This window comes from Janthinobacterium saanense (assembly GCF_014200675.1).
Taxonomy (GTDB): Bacteria; Pseudomonadota; Gammaproteobacteria; order Burkholderiales; family Burkholderiaceae_D; genus Janthinobacterium.
Genome location: NZ_JACHCI010000002.1, coordinates 226,600 through 245,902, shown reverse-complemented (window position 1 = coordinate 245,902; position 19,303 = coordinate 226,600). Strand labels below are relative to the sequence as shown.

Annotated in this window: 23 protein-coding genes; 16 read left to right on the top strand and 7 right to left on the bottom strand. The window is 60.4% G+C overall.

The window, feature by feature from the left end:
- The first annotated feature begins 1 nt into the window (after position 1).
- Both HDE72_RS03935 and HDE72_RS03930 read left to right on the top strand, forming a co-directional pair.
- Positions 2–409, top strand: coding sequence for a GFA family protein (locus HDE72_RS03935; RefSeq protein ID WP_221291147.1), 408 nt, complete (start codon positions 2–4; stop codon positions 407–409).
- A gap of 150 nt (positions 410–559) precedes the next feature.
- Positions 560–925, top strand: coding sequence for a stress-induced protein (locus HDE72_RS03930; protein WP_260176479.1), 366 nt, complete (start codon positions 560–562; stop codon positions 923–925).
- A gap of 78 nt (positions 926–1,003) precedes the next feature.
- Here the strand turns inward: HDE72_RS03930 and HDE72_RS03925 are convergent, their stop codons facing one another.
- Positions 1,004–1,357, bottom strand: a complete 354-nt coding sequence (locus HDE72_RS03925) for a CzcE family metal-binding protein (RefSeq protein WP_183737420.1) — start codon at positions 1,355–1,357, stop codon at positions 1,004–1,006.
- A gap of 176 nt (positions 1,358–1,533) precedes the next feature.
- Between HDE72_RS03925 and HDE72_RS03920 the strand changes: the two genes are divergently transcribed.
- On the top strand, positions 1,534–1,782 hold the full coding sequence (locus HDE72_RS03920; RefSeq protein ID WP_183737419.1) for a DUF3297 family protein: 249 nt from the start codon (positions 1,534–1,536) through the stop codon (positions 1,780–1,782).
- Positions 1,783–1,848: 66 nt separating this feature from the next.
- Here HDE72_RS03920 and HDE72_RS03915 read toward each other — a convergent pair whose 3' ends face one another.
- From HDE72_RS03915 to HDE72_RS03900, 4 genes are all read right to left on the bottom strand, one after another.
- A complete protein-coding gene (locus tag HDE72_RS03915) occupies positions 1,849–2,481 on the bottom strand; it encodes a hypothetical protein (protein WP_183737418.1) in 633 nt (210 codons plus the stop codon).
- Entirely contained in the window at positions 2,478–3,317 is an 840-nt protein-coding gene (locus tag HDE72_RS03910) for a hypothetical protein (protein ID WP_221291146.1), read from the bottom strand. Before HDE72_RS03910 ends, HDE72_RS03915 begins: the two co-directional genes overlap by 4 nt.
- Before the next feature lie 90 nt (positions 3,318–3,407).
- Entirely contained in the window at positions 3,408–4,226 is an 819-nt protein-coding gene (locus HDE72_RS03905; protein ID WP_183737417.1) for a glutaminyl-peptide cyclotransferase, read from the bottom strand.
- 27 nt (positions 4,227–4,253) lie between these two features.
- Positions 4,254–5,162 (bottom strand): LysR family transcriptional regulator, encoded by a 909-nt coding sequence (locus HDE72_RS03900; RefSeq protein WP_183737416.1) that lies wholly within the window; start codon positions 5,160–5,162, stop codon positions 4,254–4,256.
- Positions 5,163–5,261: 99 nt separating this feature from the next.
- Here HDE72_RS03900 and HDE72_RS03895 point away from each other — a divergent pair, with 99 nt between their 5' ends.
- Together HDE72_RS03895 and HDE72_RS03890 are read left to right on the top strand one after the other, a co-directional pair.
- Positions 5,262–5,720, top strand: a complete 459-nt coding sequence (locus HDE72_RS03895) for a CidA/LrgA family protein (RefSeq protein ID WP_260176478.1) — start codon at positions 5,262–5,264, stop codon at positions 5,718–5,720.
- Entirely contained in the window at positions 5,717–6,415 is a 699-nt protein-coding gene (locus HDE72_RS03890; RefSeq protein ID WP_183737415.1) for an LrgB family protein, read from the top strand. Before HDE72_RS03895 ends, HDE72_RS03890 begins: the two co-directional genes overlap by 4 nt.
- Here the strand turns inward: HDE72_RS03890 and HDE72_RS03885 are convergent.
- Entirely contained in the window at positions 6,404–7,093 is a 690-nt protein-coding gene (locus HDE72_RS03885) for a TetR/AcrR family transcriptional regulator (protein WP_183737414.1), read from the bottom strand. The genes HDE72_RS03890 and HDE72_RS03885 overlap by 12 nt on opposite strands.
- A 91-nt stretch (positions 7,094–7,184) precedes the next feature.
- Between HDE72_RS03885 and HDE72_RS03880 the strand changes: the two genes are divergently transcribed.
- The 8 genes from HDE72_RS03880 to HDE72_RS03845 all read left to right on the top strand — a co-directional run bounded on the left by HDE72_RS03880 (position 7,185) and on the right by HDE72_RS03845 (position 14,739).
- On the top strand, positions 7,185–8,315 hold the full coding sequence (locus HDE72_RS03880) for an FAD-dependent oxidoreductase (protein WP_183737413.1): 1,131 nt from the start codon (positions 7,185–7,187) through the stop codon (positions 8,313–8,315).
- Positions 8,316–8,379: 64 nt separating this feature from the next.
- Entirely contained in the window at positions 8,380–9,456 is a 1,077-nt protein-coding gene (mnmH, locus tag HDE72_RS03875; RefSeq protein WP_183737412.1) for a tRNA 2-selenouridine(34) synthase MnmH, read from the top strand.
- Between the two features lie 108 nt (positions 9,457–9,564).
- On the top strand, positions 9,565–10,629 hold the full coding sequence (gene selD, locus HDE72_RS03870) for a selenide, water dikinase SelD (protein ID WP_183737411.1): 1,065 nt from the start codon (positions 9,565–9,567) through the stop codon (positions 10,627–10,629).
- Between the two features lie 24 nt (positions 10,630–10,653).
- A complete protein-coding gene (locus tag HDE72_RS03865) occupies positions 10,654–11,520 on the top strand; it encodes a putative selenate ABC transporter substrate-binding protein (RefSeq protein ID WP_183737410.1) in 867 nt (288 codons plus the stop codon).
- A gap of 96 nt (positions 11,521–11,616) precedes the next feature.
- Positions 11,617–12,429 carry a phosphonate ABC transporter ATP-binding protein gene (locus tag HDE72_RS03860; protein ID WP_183737409.1) on the top strand — a complete coding sequence of 271 codons (813 nt, stop codon included), beginning with the start codon at positions 11,617–11,619 and terminating at the stop codon, positions 12,427–12,429.
- Positions 12,430–12,440: 11 nt separating this feature from the next.
- Positions 12,441–13,253 carry a PhnE/PtxC family ABC transporter permease gene (locus tag HDE72_RS03855; RefSeq protein ID WP_183737408.1) on the top strand — a complete coding sequence of 271 codons (813 nt, stop codon included), beginning with the start codon at positions 12,441–12,443 and terminating at the stop codon, positions 13,251–13,253.
- The gene (phnE, locus tag HDE72_RS03850) at positions 13,250–14,041 is read left to right on the top strand and encodes a phosphonate ABC transporter, permease protein PhnE (RefSeq protein WP_183737407.1); all 792 of its coding nucleotides are present in this window, start codon (positions 13,250–13,252) and stop codon (positions 14,039–14,041) included. Before HDE72_RS03855 ends, phnE begins: the two co-directional genes overlap by 4 nt.
- Before the next feature lie 65 nt (positions 14,042–14,106).
- Positions 14,107–14,739, top strand: a complete 633-nt coding sequence (locus HDE72_RS03845) for a carbonic anhydrase (protein WP_183737406.1) — start codon at positions 14,107–14,109, stop codon at positions 14,737–14,739.
- A gap of 43 nt (positions 14,740–14,782) precedes the next feature.
- Here the strand turns inward: HDE72_RS03845 and HDE72_RS27945 are convergent, their stop codons facing one another.
- Positions 14,783–16,345 (bottom strand): methyl-accepting chemotaxis protein, encoded by a 1,563-nt coding sequence (locus tag HDE72_RS27945; RefSeq protein ID WP_183737405.1) that lies wholly within the window; start codon positions 16,343–16,345, stop codon positions 14,783–14,785.
- 378 nt (positions 16,346–16,723) lie between these two features.
- Here HDE72_RS27945 and HDE72_RS03835 point away from each other — a divergent pair, with 378 nt between their 5' ends.
- From HDE72_RS03835 to HDE72_RS03825, 3 genes are all read left to right on the top strand, one after another.
- A complete protein-coding gene (locus HDE72_RS03835; protein WP_183737404.1) occupies positions 16,724–17,233 on the top strand; it encodes a GNAT family N-acetyltransferase in 510 nt (169 codons plus the stop codon).
- Positions 17,234–17,284: 51 nt separating this feature from the next.
- Positions 17,285–18,388, top strand: a complete 1,104-nt coding sequence (locus tag HDE72_RS03830; RefSeq protein ID WP_183737403.1) for a DNA alkylation repair protein — start codon at positions 17,285–17,287, stop codon at positions 18,386–18,388.
- Between the two features lie 88 nt (positions 18,389–18,476).
- Positions 18,477–18,929: a DUF4019 domain-containing protein gene (locus HDE72_RS03825; protein WP_183737402.1), complete on the top strand. Its 453-nt coding sequence runs from the start codon at positions 18,477–18,479 to the stop codon at positions 18,927–18,929.
- The last annotated feature ends 374 nt before the right edge of the window (positions 18,930–19,303 follow it).

Sequence of the window (19,303 nt, the reverse complement as noted above, 5' to 3'; positions counted from 1 at the left end):
GATGGCAGTGAAAAAAACCTACCATGGCAGTTGCCACTGCGGCGCCGTACGCTTTGCGGCCGAGATCGACCTGGCCGCCCCCACCCTGCGCTGCAATTGTTCCTACTGCCTGAAAGTGCGCTGCTGGGCCAGCCTGGTGCCGCCTGCAGACTTCCGTCTGCTGGCCGGCGAGCAAGACCTGGGCATTTACCGCTTCGGCGCTGGCAGGGAAAGCCATTACTTTTGCCGCCATTGCGGCGTGCGGCCCTTCGGCCAGGGCGATTCGCCCCGTAGCGGCCCCTTTTACGGCATCAGCGTGCACTGCCTCGACGACGCCTCGGTGGCGGAACTGGCCGCCGCCCCCATCACCTTTGTCGATGGCTGGCACGATGCCTGGGACACGCCGCCGCAAGAGACGCGCCACCTGTAATGCTGTCGTAGTTGATGCAACCAAGAAATGGTTGCCGCCCCCTCAAGAGTTTTCCTACATACCGGCAGGCGGTGCCCCTATAGCAAGCGCCGGGTCAGGCATGGAGAATGGGTCAGGCAGGATCATCCATTTACTCAAAGAGGAATCATCATGACTACGAACAGCAACGATAAAACCGGCACGACCGGCAAACCATCGACCACGCAAGATCAGCAAAATCAACAATCGGGAAAACAGTCAGGCAGCCAGCAATCCACAGGTACCCAGGGCGGCACGCAGGGTGGAACACACGAGCAGCATGTCGAGGCTGGCCGTCAAAGCCACAAGAACGATATGGACAAAGGGGACAAAGGTTCGGCTTCGCAGCAATCGGGCCAGAAAGGCGGCAGCCAGCAATCGGGTTCGGGCGGCAGTGCCAGCGGCGGTTCCGGCTCAGGTTCTGGCACGCGCGGCGGCACGCCGGAACAGCATGCGGAAGCAGGCCGTCAAAGCCACAAGAATGATGACAAGTCGTAATTGATCGTCATCGCGACGCCGGACTGCGTTTGGCCGTTGCCGAGTAAAGCCGGCAACGGCCAGTTTTGCCAGCTGCGCTTAACCAAGATACAGCGGATTGCCGTCGATATACACGGTAACGCCCTTGCTATCGACGCCAGCCGGCGCGATGCGTGACAGTTTGACGCTGAAGGTCTCGGGATAGGTGTCGAAATGCCACACAAAGATTTTGCCCCTGACATTGAATTTGACGGTTTCGCCATCTTCGACGTTGACGTAGGTGGTTTTCGCGTCGATGTTTACGACACGCGCCGGCGTGTCTTGCGCTACCTGCGTACCGTAATCGGCGGGGCTGCCGCCAGGGGCTTGCGCTTGTGCGGCTGGCGCCAGCATGATGGAAGACAGCGCGGCGATGGAGGCTGAGGCGACGAGTTTTTTCAATGTGGACATCATACTATTTCTTTCAATGAGAGCGATTTGTATCGGTATCGATGGTTTCCAGTATGAGCATCGGTTGCGGCACATTTATTAAGCTTTCATGAAATTTTGATTAAAGCTCGGGAAGGTCAGGCAGGCTGGCAAGCACGTCCCGGTTGTCTGGATCGGCATTCTGGGCGATAATTCTGCCCATGAACGATACCACCACCTTACCCCCATTGCCCGATCGCCTGTCGATCGATCCCAGCAGCCCTTTCCACGTCGCCGCCGTATTCGAGCACGATGTCGGCATCAAGTTCAACGACAAGGAACGCCTTGACGTGGAAGAGTATTGCATCAGCGAACGCTGGATCAAGGTCGCTTCCGCCAAGTCGCTGGACCGCCGCGGCCGTCCTCTGCAAATCAAGCTGAAGGGCACGGTCGAAGCGTTTTACCGCTAAGACCGCTTTTGCCGGCTAGCCTGGGCTGGGTTCTGTATTGCACAGAACCCAGCCCTTTTCACATGCTCAGGCGGCCGGTGGCTGGAAGGCGCAAAAGCCCGGATACTGTTCGCGGCGGTCGCATACTTTCAGGCAGCCTTTATTGCCGTTGAAGCTGGCTTTGATGGCCAGCGGGAAACCGTATTTGGGCGTGATCGCATTGAAAGTAGAGGGACAACTCTTTTCAAGGCTGAAGCGGAAGCTGAGGTCGTCGCGCAAGCCCTTGCGCTCAAAGCTGAGCATAAAGGTTTCATTGCTATTCCATTGCGCCTTGCCCGGCACGCGGAAGCGGTAGCGCTGCTGGTCGAGCTGCTGGCCAAACACCCTGCTGCTGGCGGTGGCCGTCTCGACCTTGGCGACCGGATACGGTACGGCAAACATATACGTCCCCGCGAATCCCTGGTCGAAACCCAGCCCCTTCTGGTAAAACGGCACCACGATATGCGGTCCGCCCGCATATTGCACGCTGCCATCGGCGCGGGCCGAGCTGCGCGAACTGAGCTTGTAGTCGGGCGCCTGCGCGAAGACGACCTCCAGTTCCAGCAAGGCTTGCTGCTGGGCTATGTCCTGGACCAGATAATCCCTGGGGAACATCTCGCCATGCACGCAGCCGGCCAGCACAGCCGCACTCGCACAGGCGGCGACAACATGCAGCTTCATGGCTGTACTCCTTTGCCGGCAACCGGCGTGGACGTGAGGCCCAGGCCTGTCACTTGCCAGCCGTACTTGCCTTCTTTCCATTGAAATTGCTGGCCAAACCAGGCCAGTTTCAGCTCACGCTCTATGCGCACATTGTCCGTGCGGCCCTGGCCAGCCTGGATGGCGGCACGCGCCTGCGCGCTGGCAGTATCCGACAGCGGCTTGAACCAGCGCTGAGCGCTGTCTGGCGGCAAGCTCAAGGCGGCAACGACGCCCTCGTCGCGGGTGGCCACGATAATCTGCGTTTTCGTCAGGTAGGCGCCACGCGTATTGTCGGGCGAGACGGACAGCAGCATGGCACTCGGATATGCACCGGTCGCCACGCCCGGCACGTCAAACCACAGCAAGTCGCCGGTGCCGGTATCGAGCGCACGCGCGTCGCGGGCAAACAGCAGCACCTCGCTGCGGCCCGGCTGCGGCACGCCCCATTCCGGGTCGCGCTCGGTTTGCACCAGACGGTTTTCCAGCAAGGGGCTGATGGGGCGCATCAATGGCACGCCATTCTGCACGCCGATGAGGATGGTGCCCAGGCCCGTAAAACCCTTGGTAAAGGCCAGCAGCATGGGCTGGCCTTCACGTTTGGCCGGCAAGGGCCGCACTTCCACCACCTCGCGCGCACCGCCGGGCCAATAACCCTGCTTGCGGAAAGACAAGGTTACCTGGGTCAGGAAGCGGTCATTGCTGACGAGGAAGTCGCCGTATTGCCTGGTTACCGGCACATACGGCGCTTGGGCCTGCGCCGCTGACAAGCAGGTGGTCAGCAGCACGGCAAGGGAAAGATGGGGCAGAGACAGCATGGTTACCTGTAAAGATCGCGTCGGCGTGAAAAAAACGCCATCATAGACCATTACTCGTTAGCAACACTGTCCGCTACGACACCTCGGATATCAATGACGCTGAATCTCGATCAGCTCGATTTCGAACAGCTTGGGCCACAGCTTGCCGGTGACAAACAAGCGTTTTCCACGGGCGTCCCAGGCGATGCCATTGAGCACGGCGTCGGGATTATCGGTGCCCCGCTGACCGGCTGGCAGCAAGCCCGTCAGGTCGATCCAGCCCACCACATTGCCGCTGGCCGGGTCGATGCGGGCGATCACGTCGGCGCCCCAGACGTTGGCGAACAATTGTCCATCGACCATTTCCAGCTCATTCAGGCGCGTGATCGGCTTGCCCTCGGCCTTGACTTCGACCCGGCGCACTTCGGCCAGGGTTTTCGGGTCCAGCACGCGGATGAAGGCGCTGCCATCGCTCATGTAGACATATTTCCGGTCGCTGGCCAGGCCCCAGCCTTCGCCCGTGTAACTGAACTTGCGCTTGAGCTTGAAGGTCTTCTGATCGAATACATAACCGACTTGCGAGGTCCAGGTCAGGCCGATGATCTCATCGCCCACATCGGTGATGCCTTCGCCGAACACATCCTTGTCCATCATGGCGCGCTGCAACACCTTGCCGGTGGTCAGTTCCACCTTGCGCAAGGACGATTGCCCGTTCTGGCCCGTGCTTTCATACAGATGGCCATCTTTGAACAGCAAACCCTGCGTGAACGCCTGGGGATCGTGCGGATAGGTATTCTTGACGAAGTAACCATACACGGGGATGGCGGCCTGGGCGTAGCCCATCTCGCTCATCAGGCCCACGGTGCATAACAAGCCCAGCAGCAAAGATCCCGCGTGGCGCTTCCAATTGGCTTTCCCGGTGGTGTTCATCTGTAGTGGCAAAAAGTGGAGAAGCGCCTATTGTAAGCGGGCGGCGTGCGCCATGTGCGATTGCAGTAGTTCAACCCAGGCGCGGGCCGCAAACGACAGCCGGCCGCCACGGCGCCAGGCCAGCATCAAGTTCCATTCCAGCACCGGTTCGGCCAGGGGCACGATGGCAAACTGGCGCGCATCGAGGGTGTCGCAAAAGGTTTTCGGCAGCAGACAGACACCCACGCCCAGGCGCACCAGCGAGGCAATAAAATCCCACTGGCCGCTGCGGCCGGCAATGCGTGGCGTAAAACCTGCTTGCTGGCAAGCGGCCAGCACCACATCATTGAGGGCGTAGGAATCGCCATAAAATACAAAGGGACTGTCAGCCAGTTCGGCCATGGCAACTGTCTGCCGGCCGCGCCAGGGAGACTCCAGCGGTGCCAGCAGGCACAAGGGCGAGCGCACCAGCGGCAGCGCTTCGAAATCTTGCCAGATGCCGGCATTGCCCGCGTAATCGAGCATGGTGCCCAGCTCGATGACGCCCTTGCGCAATTCACGCTCGATCGCCTGCGAGCCGCTTTCATACATTTTGAGCTCGATGCGTGGATAACGCCGGTGATATTCAGCCAGCCAGGGCGCCATCACCGAATGCGTCTGCGGTGATACGCCTATGCACAACTCACCGCGTTCCATCTGTTGCAGGTCGCGCAATTCCACGCCCAGTTCCGCATGCAGGGCCAGCAGGGCATGGGCGCGCGACAGCACCACCCTGCCCGCATCCGTCAAGGTAAAACGCTTGCCCTGGCGGTCCAGCAAGTCCAGGCCCAGCGACTGTTCCAGCTGCGCAATCATCTTGCTGACAGTCGGTTGCGTGACGTGCAGCCTGGCCGCGGCGCGCGTAAAACTGGCTTGTTCGACCACTTCAACGAAGTAGCGCAAGGAGCGTATATCCATGATGCATTCCAATATCGAATGATATGCATGATTTTAAGTCATTTTATCTTTCGATGCGTGGCCCCTACAATGCCATTTTCGCCCTCCTGAAAGCCTGTCTTGAAAGCCCCTGTGTCTTCCCTGCCGTATTCCGCCCGCGCCTTCCACGCATGGGCGCCCTTGCAAACGCTATGGCAAGTGGGGCTGCTGAGCGTGGTCTGGTGGCTGGCGGACCGTGCCGTCAATGCTGTGCATTTACCCTTGTCCGGCGGCGTGGTGGGCCTGTTCGTACTGGTGGCCTTGCTACTGTCGGGCAAGGTGCGCCCGGCCAGCGTGGAACGGGGCGCCAACTGGCTGCTGGCGAACATGCTGCTGTTTTTTATCCCTTTGGTGGTGTCGGTAGTGCAATTTACCCAGTTGCTGAAAGACCAGGGCTTGAGCTTGCTGCTCGATATCGGCCTCGGTTTCATCTGCGTCTTGCTGGCCACGGCCTGGACTGTGGAGCACGTGTGCCGCTATGAACGGCAGCGGAGGCTGACCATGCTGCGCCGCCAGCGCGCCGCGCGGAGGGCTGCATGAGCGCTGTGCTGCCACTGATATTTTTGCTGCTGACCCTGGTCCTGTTTTACGCCAACCAGTCCTTGCACCGGCGTCATCCGCACTTTCTGCTGACGCCAGCCATTTGTACTTCGGCCATCCTGATCGCCATCCTGGCCCTGACGTCGACCCCGTTTACCACCTATTTTGGCGAAACGCAGTGGCTGTCGTGGCTGCTCGGTCCGGCTACGGTGGCGTTTGCCCTGCCCCTGTATCAGGAACGCAAGCTGATCCGCAAGCACTGGCTGGCCCTGTCGCTGGGCAGCCTGGCGGGCATCGCTGCCTCGCTGCTTGCCACCGTGCTGCTGGACCATCTGCTGGGCTTGCACGGCAGCATGGCGCGCAGCTTGCTGGCCCGCTCCGTGTCGACCCCATTCGCGCTGGAAGCGTCGCGCCATATGGGCGGCTCCAGCCAGTTGACGGGCGTCTTCGTGATCATCACGGGACTGTTCGGCTTGCTGCTCGGCAGGCCGCTGCTGCAACTGCTGCCCTTGCGCATGCGCATTGCCCGTGGTGCGCCATACGGGGCGGCCGCGCATGGTTTCGGTTTATCGGTAGCAAACAAGGTGGGTGGCGAAGAAGGCGCGGTGGCCAGCCTGACGATGATTTTTTCCGGCATCGTCACGGTGCTGCTGTCGCCGCTGCTGGGGCCCTTGCTGGGACGGCTATTGGGCTGACGCCGTTATGCCCCGCACGATCAGATCGATCCCTGCCAGAAAGTCTGCCCGGTCGTCATGCTCGCGTAATTTGCCGGCCATGCTGCGGGTAAACGGATACTCTTGCGCATCGAGCTGCGACCAGGTGCTCGCCATGGTTTGCAGGAAATGCTCTCGTTCCAGGTCCTGGACCTGGGCTATCGAGGCATTTGCCGCATTCTGGCCACCGACGCCCAGCAGATAATTCAACAAGGTACAGGCCGCCCCCCATTGCTGGCCACCCGGCACGCCCAGCGCCGCCACTTGCTGGCCCAGCCGTTCCAGGATACGGATCGTGGGCAGTTGGCCCGGCGCGCGTGACAAGGCCGAGCCCAGCCACGGATGCGCATCCATGGCCTCGAACATGGCCAACGCCAGGGTCTGGATATGTTGCTGCGGCGTGGCATCAGGCAAGGAAACGCCCATAGTACGGGCCACGATCACATCGGAGGCAGCCGTAAACAAGGCATCCTTGTCGGCCACATGCCAGTAAATCGCCCCGGCGCCCGTGGCCAGTTTCGCTGCCAGCGCGCGGAAGGTCAGGCCGTTCTCGCCACTGCTATCGAGCAATGCGATGGCCGCATCGATGATGGTGTCGCGCGATAAGGCTGCTTCCCCTCTTGAGGCGCGTCTTGAATTTTTCGTTACATTTTCAGTCATGACTTATCTTGACACAGATGACGGCCAGGCGCAAAATCTGAATGGAACAATGTTCCATTACATTTTTATGACTTTCCTCAAAGGAAACACCATGCATACTTCTATCGCCATCATCGGCGCGGGCCTGGGCGGCTTGATGCTGGCCCGCGTCCTCCACGTACACGGCATCGCCGCCACGGTCTACGAGGCAGAAGCCTCGGCCAAGGCGCGCAGCCAGGGCGGCATGCTCGATATTCACGATTACAACGGGCAACTGGCGCTCAAGGCCGCTGGCCTGTACGACACCTTCCGCGCCCTCATCCATGAAGGTGGACAAGCCACCCGCATGCTGGGCAGCCAGGGCGAAGTCCTGTTCGAGCAGGCAGACGATGGCACCGGTGGCCGGCCTGAAGTGCAACGAGGCGAGCTGCGCCGCATCCTGCTCGAGTCCTTGCCTGAAGGCACGGTACGCTGGGGCCATAAGCTGACGGCCGTCAACACGCTCGATGGCGGACAACATAGCTTGCACTTTGCCGATGGCACGACAGTCACCACCGGCTTGCTGGTCGGCGCGGACGGCGCCTGGTCCAAAGTCCGTCCATTAGTTTCCGAGGCGAAACCGGTGTACACCGGCACCTCGTTTGTTGAAACCTATCTGTACGACAGCGACAACCATCACCCGGCCAGCGCCGTGGCCGTGGGCGGCGGCGCCCTGTTTGCATTGGCGCCCGGTAAAGGCATACTGGCCCACCGCGAACCCGATGGCTTGCTGCACACCTATGTGGCCTTGAGCAAACCGCAAGAGTGGTTCACCGGCAGCGATTTCAGCGATGCGGCGGCCCTGGCCCGCGTGGCGGCAGAGTTTGACGGCTGGGCGCCAGCGCTGACCGCCCTGATCACCGATGGCGGCACCACGCCCGTGCTGCGCGCCCTGCATACCCTGCCCGTCGAGCACCGCTGGCAGCGCGTGGCTGGCGTCACCCTGCTGGGCGATGCGGCGCATTTGATGGCGCCATCCGGCGAAGGCGCCAACCTGGCCATGTATGACGGCGCCGAGCTGGCACTAGCGATTGCCGCCCACCCCGGCGACGTGGAAGCGGCGCTGCTGGTCTATGAAACCGCGCTGTTCCTGCGCAGCGCGCAAGCATCCGAAGAGTCCGCACGACTGTTCGCCATGTGCTTCGGCGACGAAGCGCCGCATAGCCTGCTGCGATTCTTCAACAGTTTTCAGGAAGCAAAGTGACAGGCGCACGCCAGCGACGTTTATCGGGGATAATAGGCGCCCACGTCCTGTCAACTTTGCCACAATGAAATATCCAGCCATCTTGCCGTTTGGCGAGATCCTGCCGCGCCTGGGCGCCTTCGATGCCATCATCGATGTGCGCAGCCCTTCCGAATTTGCCGAAGACCATCTTCCGGGCGCCATCAACTTGCCCGTGCTCAATGACGAAGAACGCGTGCGCGTGGGCACCCTGTACAAGCAGACCAGCGCCTTCGAGGCAAAGAAACTGGGCGCGGCGCTGATCGCCGCCAATATCGCGCGCCATATCGAAGAGCATTTCCTGGGCCACGCACACGACTGGACGCCGCTCGTGTATTGCTGGCGCGGCGGCAACCGCAGTGGCGCCATGGTGCATATCCTGGCGCGCATAGGCTGGCCCGTGACCCAGCTCGATGGCGGCTACAAGCAATACCGGCGCCATGTGAACGCCGAACTGGCCGAACTGCCCGCGAAGTTTGACTTCATCAACGTGCTGTGCGGCCCCACCGGCAGCGGCAAGAGCCGTTTGCTGCAAGTGCTGGACCGGCAAGGCGCGCAAGTGATCGACCTGGAACACCTGGCCGCTCACCGCGGCTCGGTACTGGGCGGCTTGCCCGAAGCGGACCAGCCATCGCAAAAAGCGTTTGAAAGCAGCTTGTGGCAGCAATTGCGCCATTTCGACCCGGCGCAACCCGTATTCGTGGAATCGGAAAGCAAAAAAGTGGGCCGCTTGCGCGTGCCCGACGCGCTGATGGAGAAAATGCGCGCCGCCGACTGTACTGCCGTGCAACTCGATACCCGCCACCGCGTGCAATTGCTGATCGATGATTACAGCCATTTCGTGGCCGATCCGGAGCAGCTGAACCTGCAATTGGGCCATTTGACGCAGCTGCATGGGCGCGAAAAAATCGCTCATTGGCAAACCTTGGCCCTGGCTGGCCGCATGGCCGAACTGGTGGAAGAACTGCTGCTCCAGCATTACGATCCGGCTTACCAACAATCGATCAAGCGCAATTTCAGCCGCTACGAACAGGCCGCGCCGCTGGTCTTGAACGATATTTCAGAGCAAGCTTTTGAACTTGCCGCGACGGCATTATGTGCTATCGTCGGCAACAGGCTGTGAACTTGATTACCCCCAACTGCGAAATGCCGGGGTCGGACCCTCAGGGTCCGACCCCAGTCCTTGCTCTTGGGTTAATAATTTTAGAATACCTTATCCGCAGGAATTCCCATGTCAGATAGCGCCACAACCCAACACACCCCTATCCGCCTGACCGAGTTCGCCCATGGCGGCGGCTGCGGCTGCAAGATTGCGCCCGGCGTGCTGGCCGACATATTAAAAGGCAGCGGCGGCTTTCCCCTGCCGAAAGAATTGCTGGTCGGCATAGAAACGTCCGATGACGCGGCCGTCTACCAGCTCAACGACGAGCAGGCGCTGATCGCCACTACCGATTTCTTCATGCCCATCGTTGACGACCCGTTCGATTTTGGCCGCATCGCCGCCACCAACGCCATTTCCGACGTGTACGCCATGGGTGGCACGCCCATCATGGCGCTGGCCCTGGTCGGCATGCCGATCAACAAGTTGCCCGTGGAAACCATCGGCCTGATACTGAAAGGCGGCGAAACCGTCTGCGCCCAGGCCGGTATCCCGATTGCGGGCGGCCACACCATCGATTCCGTCGAACCGATCTATGGCCTGGTCGTGCTGGGCCTGGTGCACCCTTCGCAAGTGAAACGCAATGCAGGCGCGCGCGCCGGTGACAAGCTGGTGCTGGGCAAACCTATCGGCGTGGGCATCTTGTCGGCCGCGCTGAAAAAGAATGCGCTCGACGCCGGCGGTTATGCCTCGCTGATCGACAACACCACCAAATTGAATACCCCGGGCAAGAAACTGGCCCTGCTGGACGGCGTGCATGCGCTGACGGACGTGACCGGCTTTGGCTTGCTGGGCCACACGCTGGAACTGGCGCGCGGCGCCAAGTTGCAGGCGCGCATCAATCTGGCGGAGGTGCCGCTGCTGCCGCAAGTGCGGCAACTGGCAGACAGCGGCAATATCACGGGCGCATCCAACCGTAACTGGCAAGGTTACGGCGCGCAAGTGCAGCTGGACGACAGCTTGAACGCTATCGACAAGGCGATATTGACCGATCCGCAAACGGCCGGCCCGCTGCTGGTGGCCTGCGCGCCGGACGCCGTCGAGCAAGTGCTGGCGATCTTCCACGCCGAAGGGTTTGCCGAGGCGACCGTGATTGGCGAGATGGCTGAAGGCAGTACCGGGGTTTCCGTATTTTAATTAGCTAATAAAGAGACACACACCATGAGTGCTTTTACCAAATTTACCGCCATCCTGGTCACCGTGGCCACCACCTTGACCATCCATTGCGGCCTGGCGCAGGCGCAGCAAGTGCTGCGCGTGTCGGCCATCCCCGATGAAGCGCCGACGGAATTGCAGCGCAAGTTCAAGCCGCTGGGCAATTACCTGGAAAAAAAGCTGAACATGAAGGTGGAATTTACGCCCGTGACCGACTACGCGGCATCGGTGGAAGGCTTGATCAACCATAAGCTGGACATGGTCTGGTTTGGCGGCTTTACCTTCGTGCAAGCCAATGAGCGCAGCGGCGGCAAGATCGTGCCGCTGGTGCAGCGCGAGGAAGACACCAAATTCCAGTCCGTCTTCATTACCACCAGCAAGGACATCAACAAGCTGGCTGACTTGAAGGGCAAGAATTTCACGTTCGGTTCTGAATCGTCGACTTCCGGCCACTTGATGCCGCGCTACTACTTGCTGTCCGCCAAGATCAACCCGGACACCGATTTGAAACGCATCGCGTTTTCCGGCGCGCATGACGCCACCGTGGCCGCTGTCGCCGGTGGCAAGGTCGATGCGGGTGCACTGAATATCTCCGTGTGGGAAAAACTGGTGTCGTCCAACAAGGTTGACCCTAGCAAAGTGCGCGTGTTCTACACCACGCCCGGCTACTTCGATTACAACTGGAGCGTGCGCGCCGACATGAATCCCGCCGTGCGCCAGAAGCTGACGGACGCATTCCTGGCACTGAACCCATCCACGCCTGAAGGCAAGGAAATCCTCGACCTGCAGCGCGCCAGCAAATTCATCCCGACCAAGGCCGAGAACTACAAGGATATCGAAGCAGCCGCGCGCAATGCGGGCTTGTTGAAGTAAGAAAGCCAGAGGTGCAATTCTGGGGTCAGTCCCGACGGGACTGCCCCCGGCTCTTTGTCGCTGGCTTAATCAATGTAAATGGCCCCCACCCACCGCATGACATTCCAACTTAACAAACTCAGCGTCCACCACGCAGGCGCCGCCACCAATGCGCTAGCCTTGCGCGAGCTGGACCTGACGGTCGCGCCCGGCGAGCAGATCGCGCTGATCGGCCCGTCGGGCGCGGGCAAGACCAGCTTGCTGCATACGCTGGCTGCCGCACTGCGCCCAGCTTCAGGCAGTCTGGAAATTCTTGGCGTGCAACCGTGGCAAGTAAGCAGCGCCGAACGCCACGCCTTGCGTACCCGTCTGTTCCTGGCGCCGCAAACGCCGCCGTTGCCGCCGCGCCAGCGGGTGGTCAATGCCGTGCTGGCCGGCCGCTTGCCGCAATGGGGCTTGTGGACGGCCATCCGCTCGCTGTTCGTGCCGCTGGATCCGCGCGCCGCGTGGGAGGCGCTCGGCAAATTCAATCTGCAGGACAAACTGTATGCGCGCGTGGACCGCTTGTCGGGCGGCGAACGCCAGCGCTGCGGCATGGCGCGCGCGCTGGTGTCGAACGCCGAAGTGTTCCTGGTCGACGAGCCGCTGTCTGCACTCGACCCCACCCTGGCGCTACAAACCATCGCCGTGCTGCAAGACGAAGCCAGGGCGCGCAATGCAACATTGATCTGCAGCCTGCACCAGGTCGATATCGCCCGCAGCTGCTTTCCCCGCATTATCGGTTTGCGCGATGGCAAAATCGTCTTCGACGCGGCCCGGCTTGACGTCAGCGATGGCATGATTGCCGCTTTGTACCAAAACAAGGACGATGTTCCTTCCCCCTTTACAACAATCGATGCCGATGGCGCTGCCGTGAGGCTGCATTGTTAATAGCAAAGACCATGCCGCGTGACCCGGCCTGGCGCGGCCGCCTGATCACGACCGCAGTGGTCCTGATCGTGCTGTGGCCGATGCTGGTGCAAGCCGAATTCAAGCCCTGGATTCTATGGGATGCACAAAGCCTGTCGGCTACCTGGCAATTTTTATCCAGCTTTGCGCCGCCCGCCCACAGCGCCGAATTCCTGGCCATCGTCGCCACGTCCACCTGGGAAACCATCGCCATGGCCACGGCCGGCATGGCCCTGGCCATGCTGGGTGCGATTCCTTTGACCCTGCTGGTGACGGAGCGTTTGTCGATTTCACGCCTGGGCAGCGGCAAGGTGGCGCCCTGGTCCGCTGCCTTGCGCCATGCCGTGCGCACCCTGCTGGTGGTGCTGCGCAGCGTGCCGGAACTGGTCTGGGCCTTGTTGCTGGTGCGCATAGTGGGCCTGGGGCCGACGGCTGGCGTGATCGCCATCGCCCTCACTTATTGCGGCATGCTGGGCAAGGTCTACGCAGAAATCCTGGAATCATCAGACGCCTCCGCCTGCAACGCCTTGCTGAACAATGGCAGCAGCCGCCTGGCCGCCCTGCTGTATGGCGCGCTGCCCGACGCGGCGGCCGAACTGGTGTCCTACACGATCTACCGCTGGGAATGCGCGATCCGTGGCTCTGTCGTGATGGGTTTCGTCGGCGCAGGCGGCCTGGGCCAGCGCATGGATGAATCGATGAAGATGATGGCGGGCGACGAACTGGCCACCATGCTGATGGTGTTCGTGGTGCTGGTGGCGGGCGCCGATGCGGTCTCGGCCATGCTGCGCAGGAGGCTCTCATGAACCCTCTGTTGCCCGTCCCGCCCCGCACGCACTGGTCCACCTGGGCCTTGCTGGCCGGCTTGCTGCTGCTGGTCATCGCCAGCTTTGCCACCCTGCCCCTGAAATGGGGCGACTTCTTCAGCGCCGACGCCGTCCGCACCACCGCCGACTTCCTGCATGGCTTCGCGCCGCCCGAACTGTCACCCAATTTCCTGCTCAAGGTCGGCACTGCCACCTTTGAAACCCTGGCCATGTCGGCCATCGGCACGATGATCGCCGCCATCCTGGGCGCCTTGCTGGCTTTACCGGCCAGCGGGCGTTTCGGCAAGCTGGCCCGCAATGCCACGCGGGGCATATTGAATGTGCTGCGTTCGATACCGGAACTGGTATGGGCGTCCATCCTGCTGATCGCGGCCGGCCTGGGTCCGTTCGCCGGCACCCTGGCGCTGGCGCTGCATACGGTGGGCGTGCTGGGGCGGCTGTTTGCCGATGCCTTTGAAAACTGCCCGCCCCTGCCCGCCGCCAGCCTGCGCATCAATGGCGCCGGCCCGGCTGCAACCTTTTTGTACGCCACCTTGCCCCAGTGCAGCCCGCAAATGCTGTCCTACACCCTGTACCGCTGGGAAAACAATATCCGCGCCGCCGCCATCCTGGGCGTGGTGGGCGCCGGTGGCCTGGGGCAGATGTTGAAATACCATTTATCGCTGTTCCAGATGCAGCCGGCCGCTACCGTCATTGTTGCCATGCTGCTCATGGTGGCTGCCGTCGATGGCCTCAGCTACGTGCTGCGGCGCGCCATGACACGCTGATCAAAGCAACATGGACACTAGAAAATCAGCGACAATACCGCGTCAGATAACTATTCTTTTGATTTATGCGCGATATTATTGCTGGATTTCTACGTTTCCAGAAAGACGTTTTCCCTGAACGCCGGGAGCTGTTCAAGACCCTGGCCACAGGCCAAACACCCAAGGCCCTGTTCATTTCCTGCTCCGACAGCCGCATGGTGCCGGAACTGGTGACGCAACGCGAACCTGGCGAGCTCTTCGTGATCCGCAACGCCGGCAACATCGTGCCCTCGTTCGGCCCGGAGCCGGGCGGCGTGAGCGCGACCGTGGAATATGCAGTCGCCGCCCTGCAGGTGACCGACATCGTGATCTGCGGCCATTCCGATTGCGGCGCCATGAAGGCGATCGCCACCTGCGCCTGCATGGATCATATGCCGGCGGTCAAGCATTGGCTGCACTACGCCGATGCGGCGCGCATGATCAATGAATCGGTCGACCATCCGACCGAACAGCATCGTATCGATGGCATGGTGCGCGCCAACGTGATCGCGCAACTGAACAACCTGCGCACCCATCCCTCGGTGGCGCTGGGCATCGCGCAAAAACGCTTGAACCTGCATGGCTGGGTATATGACATCGAGAACGGCTCCCTCGATGCCCTCGACGAAGCCACCGGCCAGTTTGTGCCGCTGGCGGAACATCCCGCGTCGCAGCCATAAAAAAAGGCCGGAAATTCCGGCCTTTTTTTATAATGTCATGTTATCAAGCGTAGCTTCCCAAACGCTGCAGCTTGAACGCACTCACCACCTGCGCCAGATTGCCCGCTTCGCTGCGCAAGGCTTGCGAGGCGGCTGCCGCCTGTTCGACCAGGGCGGCGTTTTGCTGGGTGGCTTCATCCATTTGCGTGATCGCCTGATTCACTTGCTGGATGCCGACCGTCTGCTCGCGGCTGGCGGCGCTGATGTCGGCAATGATTTCGGCTACTTGCCGCACGCTGTGCACGATCTCGTCCATGGTGCTGCCAGCCTTCTCCACCAGACGGGTGCCCGAACCGACTTTTTCCACGGAATCGTCGATCAGCCCCTTGATTTCACGCGCGGCGGCGGCCGAGCGCTGGGCCAGGCTGCGCACTTCGGTGGCGACCACCGCAAATCCCCTGCCCGCCTCGCCTGCGCGCGCCGCTTCCACGGCGGCGTTCAAGGCCAGGATATTGGTCTGGAAAGCGATGCTGTCGATCACGCCGATGATGTCGACGATCTTGCGCGATGACTCATTGATGGACGACATGGTCTTGACCACTTCGCCCACCACCTGGCCACCTGCAGCGGCCACCTTGGAGGCGCTGGCCGCCTTGCTGTTGGCCAGGTCGGCGTTGTCGGCATTCTGCTGTACGGTGGTGGTCAATTCTTCCATCGCCGCCGCCGTTTCTTGCAGCGAACTGGCTTGCTGTTCCGTACGGCTGGACAAATCGGCATTGCCGTCCGCGATCTCGCCCGCGGCAGTGGCAATCGCACCCGTGCCGTCGCGCACCTGGCTGACGATATTCAGCAAGCCCTGGTTCATATCCTTCAGGGAATGCAGCAATTGGCCCGTTTCATCGCGGGTATCGGACACGATGACGCTGGTCAGGTCGCCATCGGCCACCTTGCGGGCCACGGCGACGGCGTTGGCCAGTGGTTCGGTAATCGAACGCGTGGCATACCAGGCCACCACAGCGCTGATGGCCAGGGCAGCGAAGGTCAGTGCCAGCACCAGATGCTTGGTGCTGGCGGCGTTATCGATGGCCTGTTTGCCGGACTGCTGCATCAGCTTGTCTTCATGCGCGACCAGCTGGTCGAGCACGCCGTAATAAGCCATCTGCGTCGGTCCCACTTCATCGAACAGGGCCGCGTAGGCTTCGTCGACCTTCTGCTCGCGCACCAGTCCTGCAAAACGGGTGCGCGCCGTCACGAATTTGCCGCGTACCTGGGCCAGATTGGTGATGAACTGACGGTCTTCGTCCGTGCTGGCGCTCTTTTCCAGCTGGTTTATGGAGGCTACGATGACTTTCGCGCCGGTTTCTATGCTGTCGAGTTCACGCTTGATCTGCGCCGGATCGGACAGCAGCATGGCATTGCGCATGCTGATGACGGCTTCCGTGACCTTGCCCTTGATCTGGGTGGCCAGCACGGTTTTCGGGTACAGATAATTATTGGTGGAATCGATATCGCGGTCCAGCGCATCGATACGCACAAAGGTCAGCGCAGCGATAATCGCCAGCAACGCCGCCACCACACCGAAGCTCAGGCTCAGCCTGTGCCCGATGCGCAAATTCTTGACATCCATTTTCTTCCTTGAGTGATAAATATAGGTACGCTGCATGTCGTGCTGCCCCTACTGCTGATCGCGTTGATCTTGAGGCAATCTACCAAAATAGCATATTAGACAAATGTTTCACTAAGGAATTATTATTGCGGATTGTACACATTGCGTTACATTGTTAATGTTCGTGCCATGAGCCCTGCTGTCTGTTCTCTGCCACTCCTTTTACTATCAGGCACAAAAGGAGTTGTTAAAAATAAATATTCTGGCGATACTGGATAGTGCCCCCTCACCTGAACAACTTTGAAGGCAATATGAAAAAATTATTCCTTGGTGCACTCGCCACCTTGCGTTTGCTCGCCGCTGGCGCCGCCAGTGCAGGTACGATGCCCCACTAAGCTGATGAGCCTGACAGTTTGCATCACCATCCGCCCCACGGCTCCTCTCGACTGGGGCGCGCTGAAAGCTATCCGCCTGGCCGCCCTGCTCGACGCGCCGACGGCGTTTGGCGTCAGCCACGCCAGCGCGGCGGCCCAGGGCGATGAAGAGTGGCAACAACGGGCCAGCAGTTCGGCCCAGCGGACCTTTTTCCTGGCCTGGCATGGCGAACAGGCGGTCGGCATCGCCGCGCAGGTCGTCAATAGTCTGCAAGAATGCATGCTGATCGCCATGTGGGTCGATCCCGCTTACCGGGGCATGGACGTGGCCGCGCAACTGGTCCATGCCGTCAAGCAGCGCGCCATGGCAAGCGGCCATCGCCGGCTGGTGCTCGATGTGGCGGCAGACAATGCACGGGCGGCGGCGTTTTACCGCAACCAGGGTTTTGTGTTCTTGCCGGAATGGGAGCCGCTGGCCAGCCATCCGCATATCCAGGTGCAGAAAATGGAATGGCTGGCTACTGACAGAAACTGACAGCAGCGTGCAGCATACTCACGCCTCCCAGCAATCGAACCCTGCGTCACCATGACAACATCTACCAATACGCCACTCAAGCAATCGATGGGCGCACAGCAATTGCGCACCCTGTCGGCCACTCTGGCCGCGATCGCGCCCGCATTTGATGCCACAGCCTTTCTTGCCTGCGCACTCGAGGGCCTCGATCAACTGAGCCTGATGCAGCGCGTGCGCCGCGCCAGCGAGGCCATCGTCGCAGCCAGCCTGGCCATGGATGGCTACGAGGCGGTCTTGCCCATGCTGATGGAAGCGGCGCCCAAGCTCGGTAGCGGTTTCGTTTCGCTGGTGGCGCCCGATTATGTGAGCCAGTATGGCCGCCATGCCTTCGAGCGCTCCATGGATGCCTTGAAATTCTTCACGCGCTACAGCACTTCCGAGTTCGCCGTGCGCACATTCCTGCGCGACGATACTTTACGCGCGCTGGACATCATGCAGGGCTGGTCGCAGGACGCCGATGCGGCGGTGCGCCGGCTGGCATGCGAGGGCTGCCGGCCACGTTTGCCCTGGTCATTCCGTTTGCGCATGATCGAACAGTCGCCCGAACTGGCCGCGCCCATCCTCGACAATCTGCGCGCCGACGCTAGCCTGTACGTGCGCAAGTCGGTCGCCAATCATCTGAACGATGTGACAAAGAGCCATCCTGCCTGGGTACTGGAACGGGCGGCGTTATGGGGCGTGGAAAACGCGCACACGCGCTGGATCGTGCGCCACGCCTTGCGCACCCTGCTCAAACAGGGCAACCCGCAAGCGTTGGCCATGCTGGGGGCGGAAACCGCACCCGAGATTATCGTGGGCAAGTTCGAGGTGACGCCGGGCCAGATCATTCTTGGCGAAACCCTCACTGTGGCATGCCAGCTCAGCTCGACCGCGCCCGGGCCGCAGAAGCTGCTGATACACCACCGCATCGGCTATGTGCGGCAAAACCAGGCCACCACGGCCAAGGTCTTCAAGCTCAAGGAAGTGACTTTGGAACCTGGCCAGCATATTGCGTTTGAGCGCAGGCAGCAGATCCGCGACTTCACGACGCGCACGCATTATGCCGGCCGTCATCAGGTGGAATTGATCGTCAATGGACAGCTGGTCGCGCAGAGTTTTTTTGATCTGCTACGCTAGCGTTCATCTGGCCTTCCACCAGCATGATGCTACGCGGCGACATCTGCTTTTAAAAATACTATGCTGGGCATTGCCTTCGAGATAATATGTGAGATTACCAACATTTTCCATCGCCACCATGAAAACCCTGTCTGCCCTGATCGTCGCCGCCACCGTGTTTGCCGCTCAACCCGTGATTGCCCAGGAATCCCCGGCCGTTGCAGCCGCCAAGGTATCGGCCGATGCCTGGCTCAAGCGCGTCGATACGGCAGATTATGCGGGAAGCTGGGAAACCAGCGCCGCTTCCATGCGCAGCGAGATGTCGAAATCAAGCTGGAAGATGTTGATTACAGCCCTGCATTGGCCGCTGGGCGATTTCAAGTCGCGCAAGTTCAAGTCGGCCGTGCTGCAAAAAGCGCCCGCCGGCAAGCCGGGCCCGGACCAGGTCATCATCGATTACGTGAGCCAGTATGAAAACAAGGCCGACGTGAAAGAAACCGTCACGACGACCTTGGAGAAAGACAATAGCTGGAAAGTGTCCGGCTTTAATATCAATGGATAGGAATCCTATTTGCTACGGGTTGCCCTGCATCAAGAATCTATACGACAGAAAAAAATTCTGCAATCAGTTCATCACGATACTTTCGAAGTTTACAAAGGATATACAGCCAATTAACTCAAAGACGAGGTAAAGCATTTATACGACCATATCAGCTCTGATTGATGCTCGCATGGAGATACGTATCCATTGAAACAACTAGAAAGCAGATCTGTATCAGTAGCGCTGATCGATTGAAACCATGTTTAAGACTTTGATAGGGCTTGAACTATAAATTTTAGAATCTCTAAAAAAATTACAGTATAGAAATCCCCCTTCATTATCGCTCATTGATTCGCTCAGTATAAACATCCTCATAAATTTAAAAATTCAGCGAG

Bases quoted from the DNA above. Each gene is read 5' to 3' on its own strand.
- HDE72_RS03930 (WP_260176479.1), top strand. From the start codon at position 560: ATGACTACGAACAGCAACGATAAAACCGGCACGACCGGCAAACCATCG.
- phnE (WP_183737407.1), top strand. From the start codon at position 13,250: ATGAACCCTCTGTTGCCCGTCCCGCCCCGCACGCACTGGTCCACCTGG.
- HDE72_RS03835 (WP_183737404.1), top strand. From the start codon at position 16,724: ATGAGCCTGACAGTTTGCATCACCATCCGCCCCACGGCTCCTCTCGAC.
- HDE72_RS03855 (WP_183737408.1), top strand. From the start codon at position 12,441: ATGCCGCGTGACCCGGCCTGGCGCGGCCGCCTGATCACGACCGCAGTG.
- HDE72_RS03860 (WP_183737409.1), top strand. From the start codon at position 11,617: ATGACATTCCAACTTAACAAACTCAGCGTCCACCACGCAGGCGCCGCC.
- HDE72_RS03920 (WP_183737419.1), top strand. From the start codon at position 1,534: ATGAACGATACCACCACCTTACCCCCATTGCCCGATCGCCTGTCGATC.
- HDE72_RS03915 (WP_183737418.1), bottom strand. From the start codon at position 2,481: ATGAAGCTGCATGTTGTCGCCGCCTGTGCGAGTGCGGCTGTGCTGGCC.
- HDE72_RS03925 (WP_183737420.1), bottom strand. From the start codon at position 1,357: ATGATGTCCACATTGAAAAAACTCGTCGCCTCAGCCTCCATCGCCGCG.
- HDE72_RS03880 (WP_183737413.1), top strand. From the start codon at position 7,185: ATGCATACTTCTATCGCCATCATCGGCGCGGGCCTGGGCGGCTTGATG.
- HDE72_RS03885 (WP_183737414.1), bottom strand. From the start codon at position 7,093: ATGACTGAAAATGTAACGAAAAATTCAAGACGCGCCTCAAGAGGGGAA.
- HDE72_RS03865 (WP_183737410.1), top strand. From the start codon at position 10,654: ATGAGTGCTTTTACCAAATTTACCGCCATCCTGGTCACCGTGGCCACC.
- selD (WP_183737411.1), top strand. From the start codon at position 9,565: ATGTCAGATAGCGCCACAACCCAACACACCCCTATCCGCCTGACCGAG.
- HDE72_RS03830 (WP_183737403.1), top strand. From the start codon at position 17,285: ATGACAACATCTACCAATACGCCACTCAAGCAATCGATGGGCGCACAG.
- HDE72_RS03905 (WP_183737417.1), bottom strand. From the start codon at position 4,226: ATGAACACCACCGGGAAAGCCAATTGGAAGCGCCACGCGGGATCTTTG.
- HDE72_RS03910 (WP_221291146.1), bottom strand. From the start codon at position 3,317: ATGCTGTCTCTGCCCCATCTTTCCCTTGCCGTGCTGCTGACCACCTGC.
- HDE72_RS27945 (WP_183737405.1), bottom strand. From the start codon at position 16,345: ATGGATGTCAAGAATTTGCGCATCGGGCACAGGCTGAGCCTGAGCTTC.
- HDE72_RS03935 (WP_221291147.1), top strand. From the start codon at position 2: ATGGCAGTGAAAAAAACCTACCATGGCAGTTGCCACTGCGGCGCCGTA.
- HDE72_RS03845 (WP_183737406.1), top strand. From the start codon at position 14,107: ATGCGCGATATTATTGCTGGATTTCTACGTTTCCAGAAAGACGTTTTC.
- HDE72_RS03900 (WP_183737416.1), bottom strand. From the start codon at position 5,162: ATGGATATACGCTCCTTGCGCTACTTCGTTGAAGTGGTCGAACAAGCC.
- HDE72_RS03890 (WP_183737415.1), top strand. From the start codon at position 5,717: ATGAGCGCTGTGCTGCCACTGATATTTTTGCTGCTGACCCTGGTCCTG.
- mnmH (WP_183737412.1), top strand. From the start codon at position 8,380: ATGAAATATCCAGCCATCTTGCCGTTTGGCGAGATCCTGCCGCGCCTG.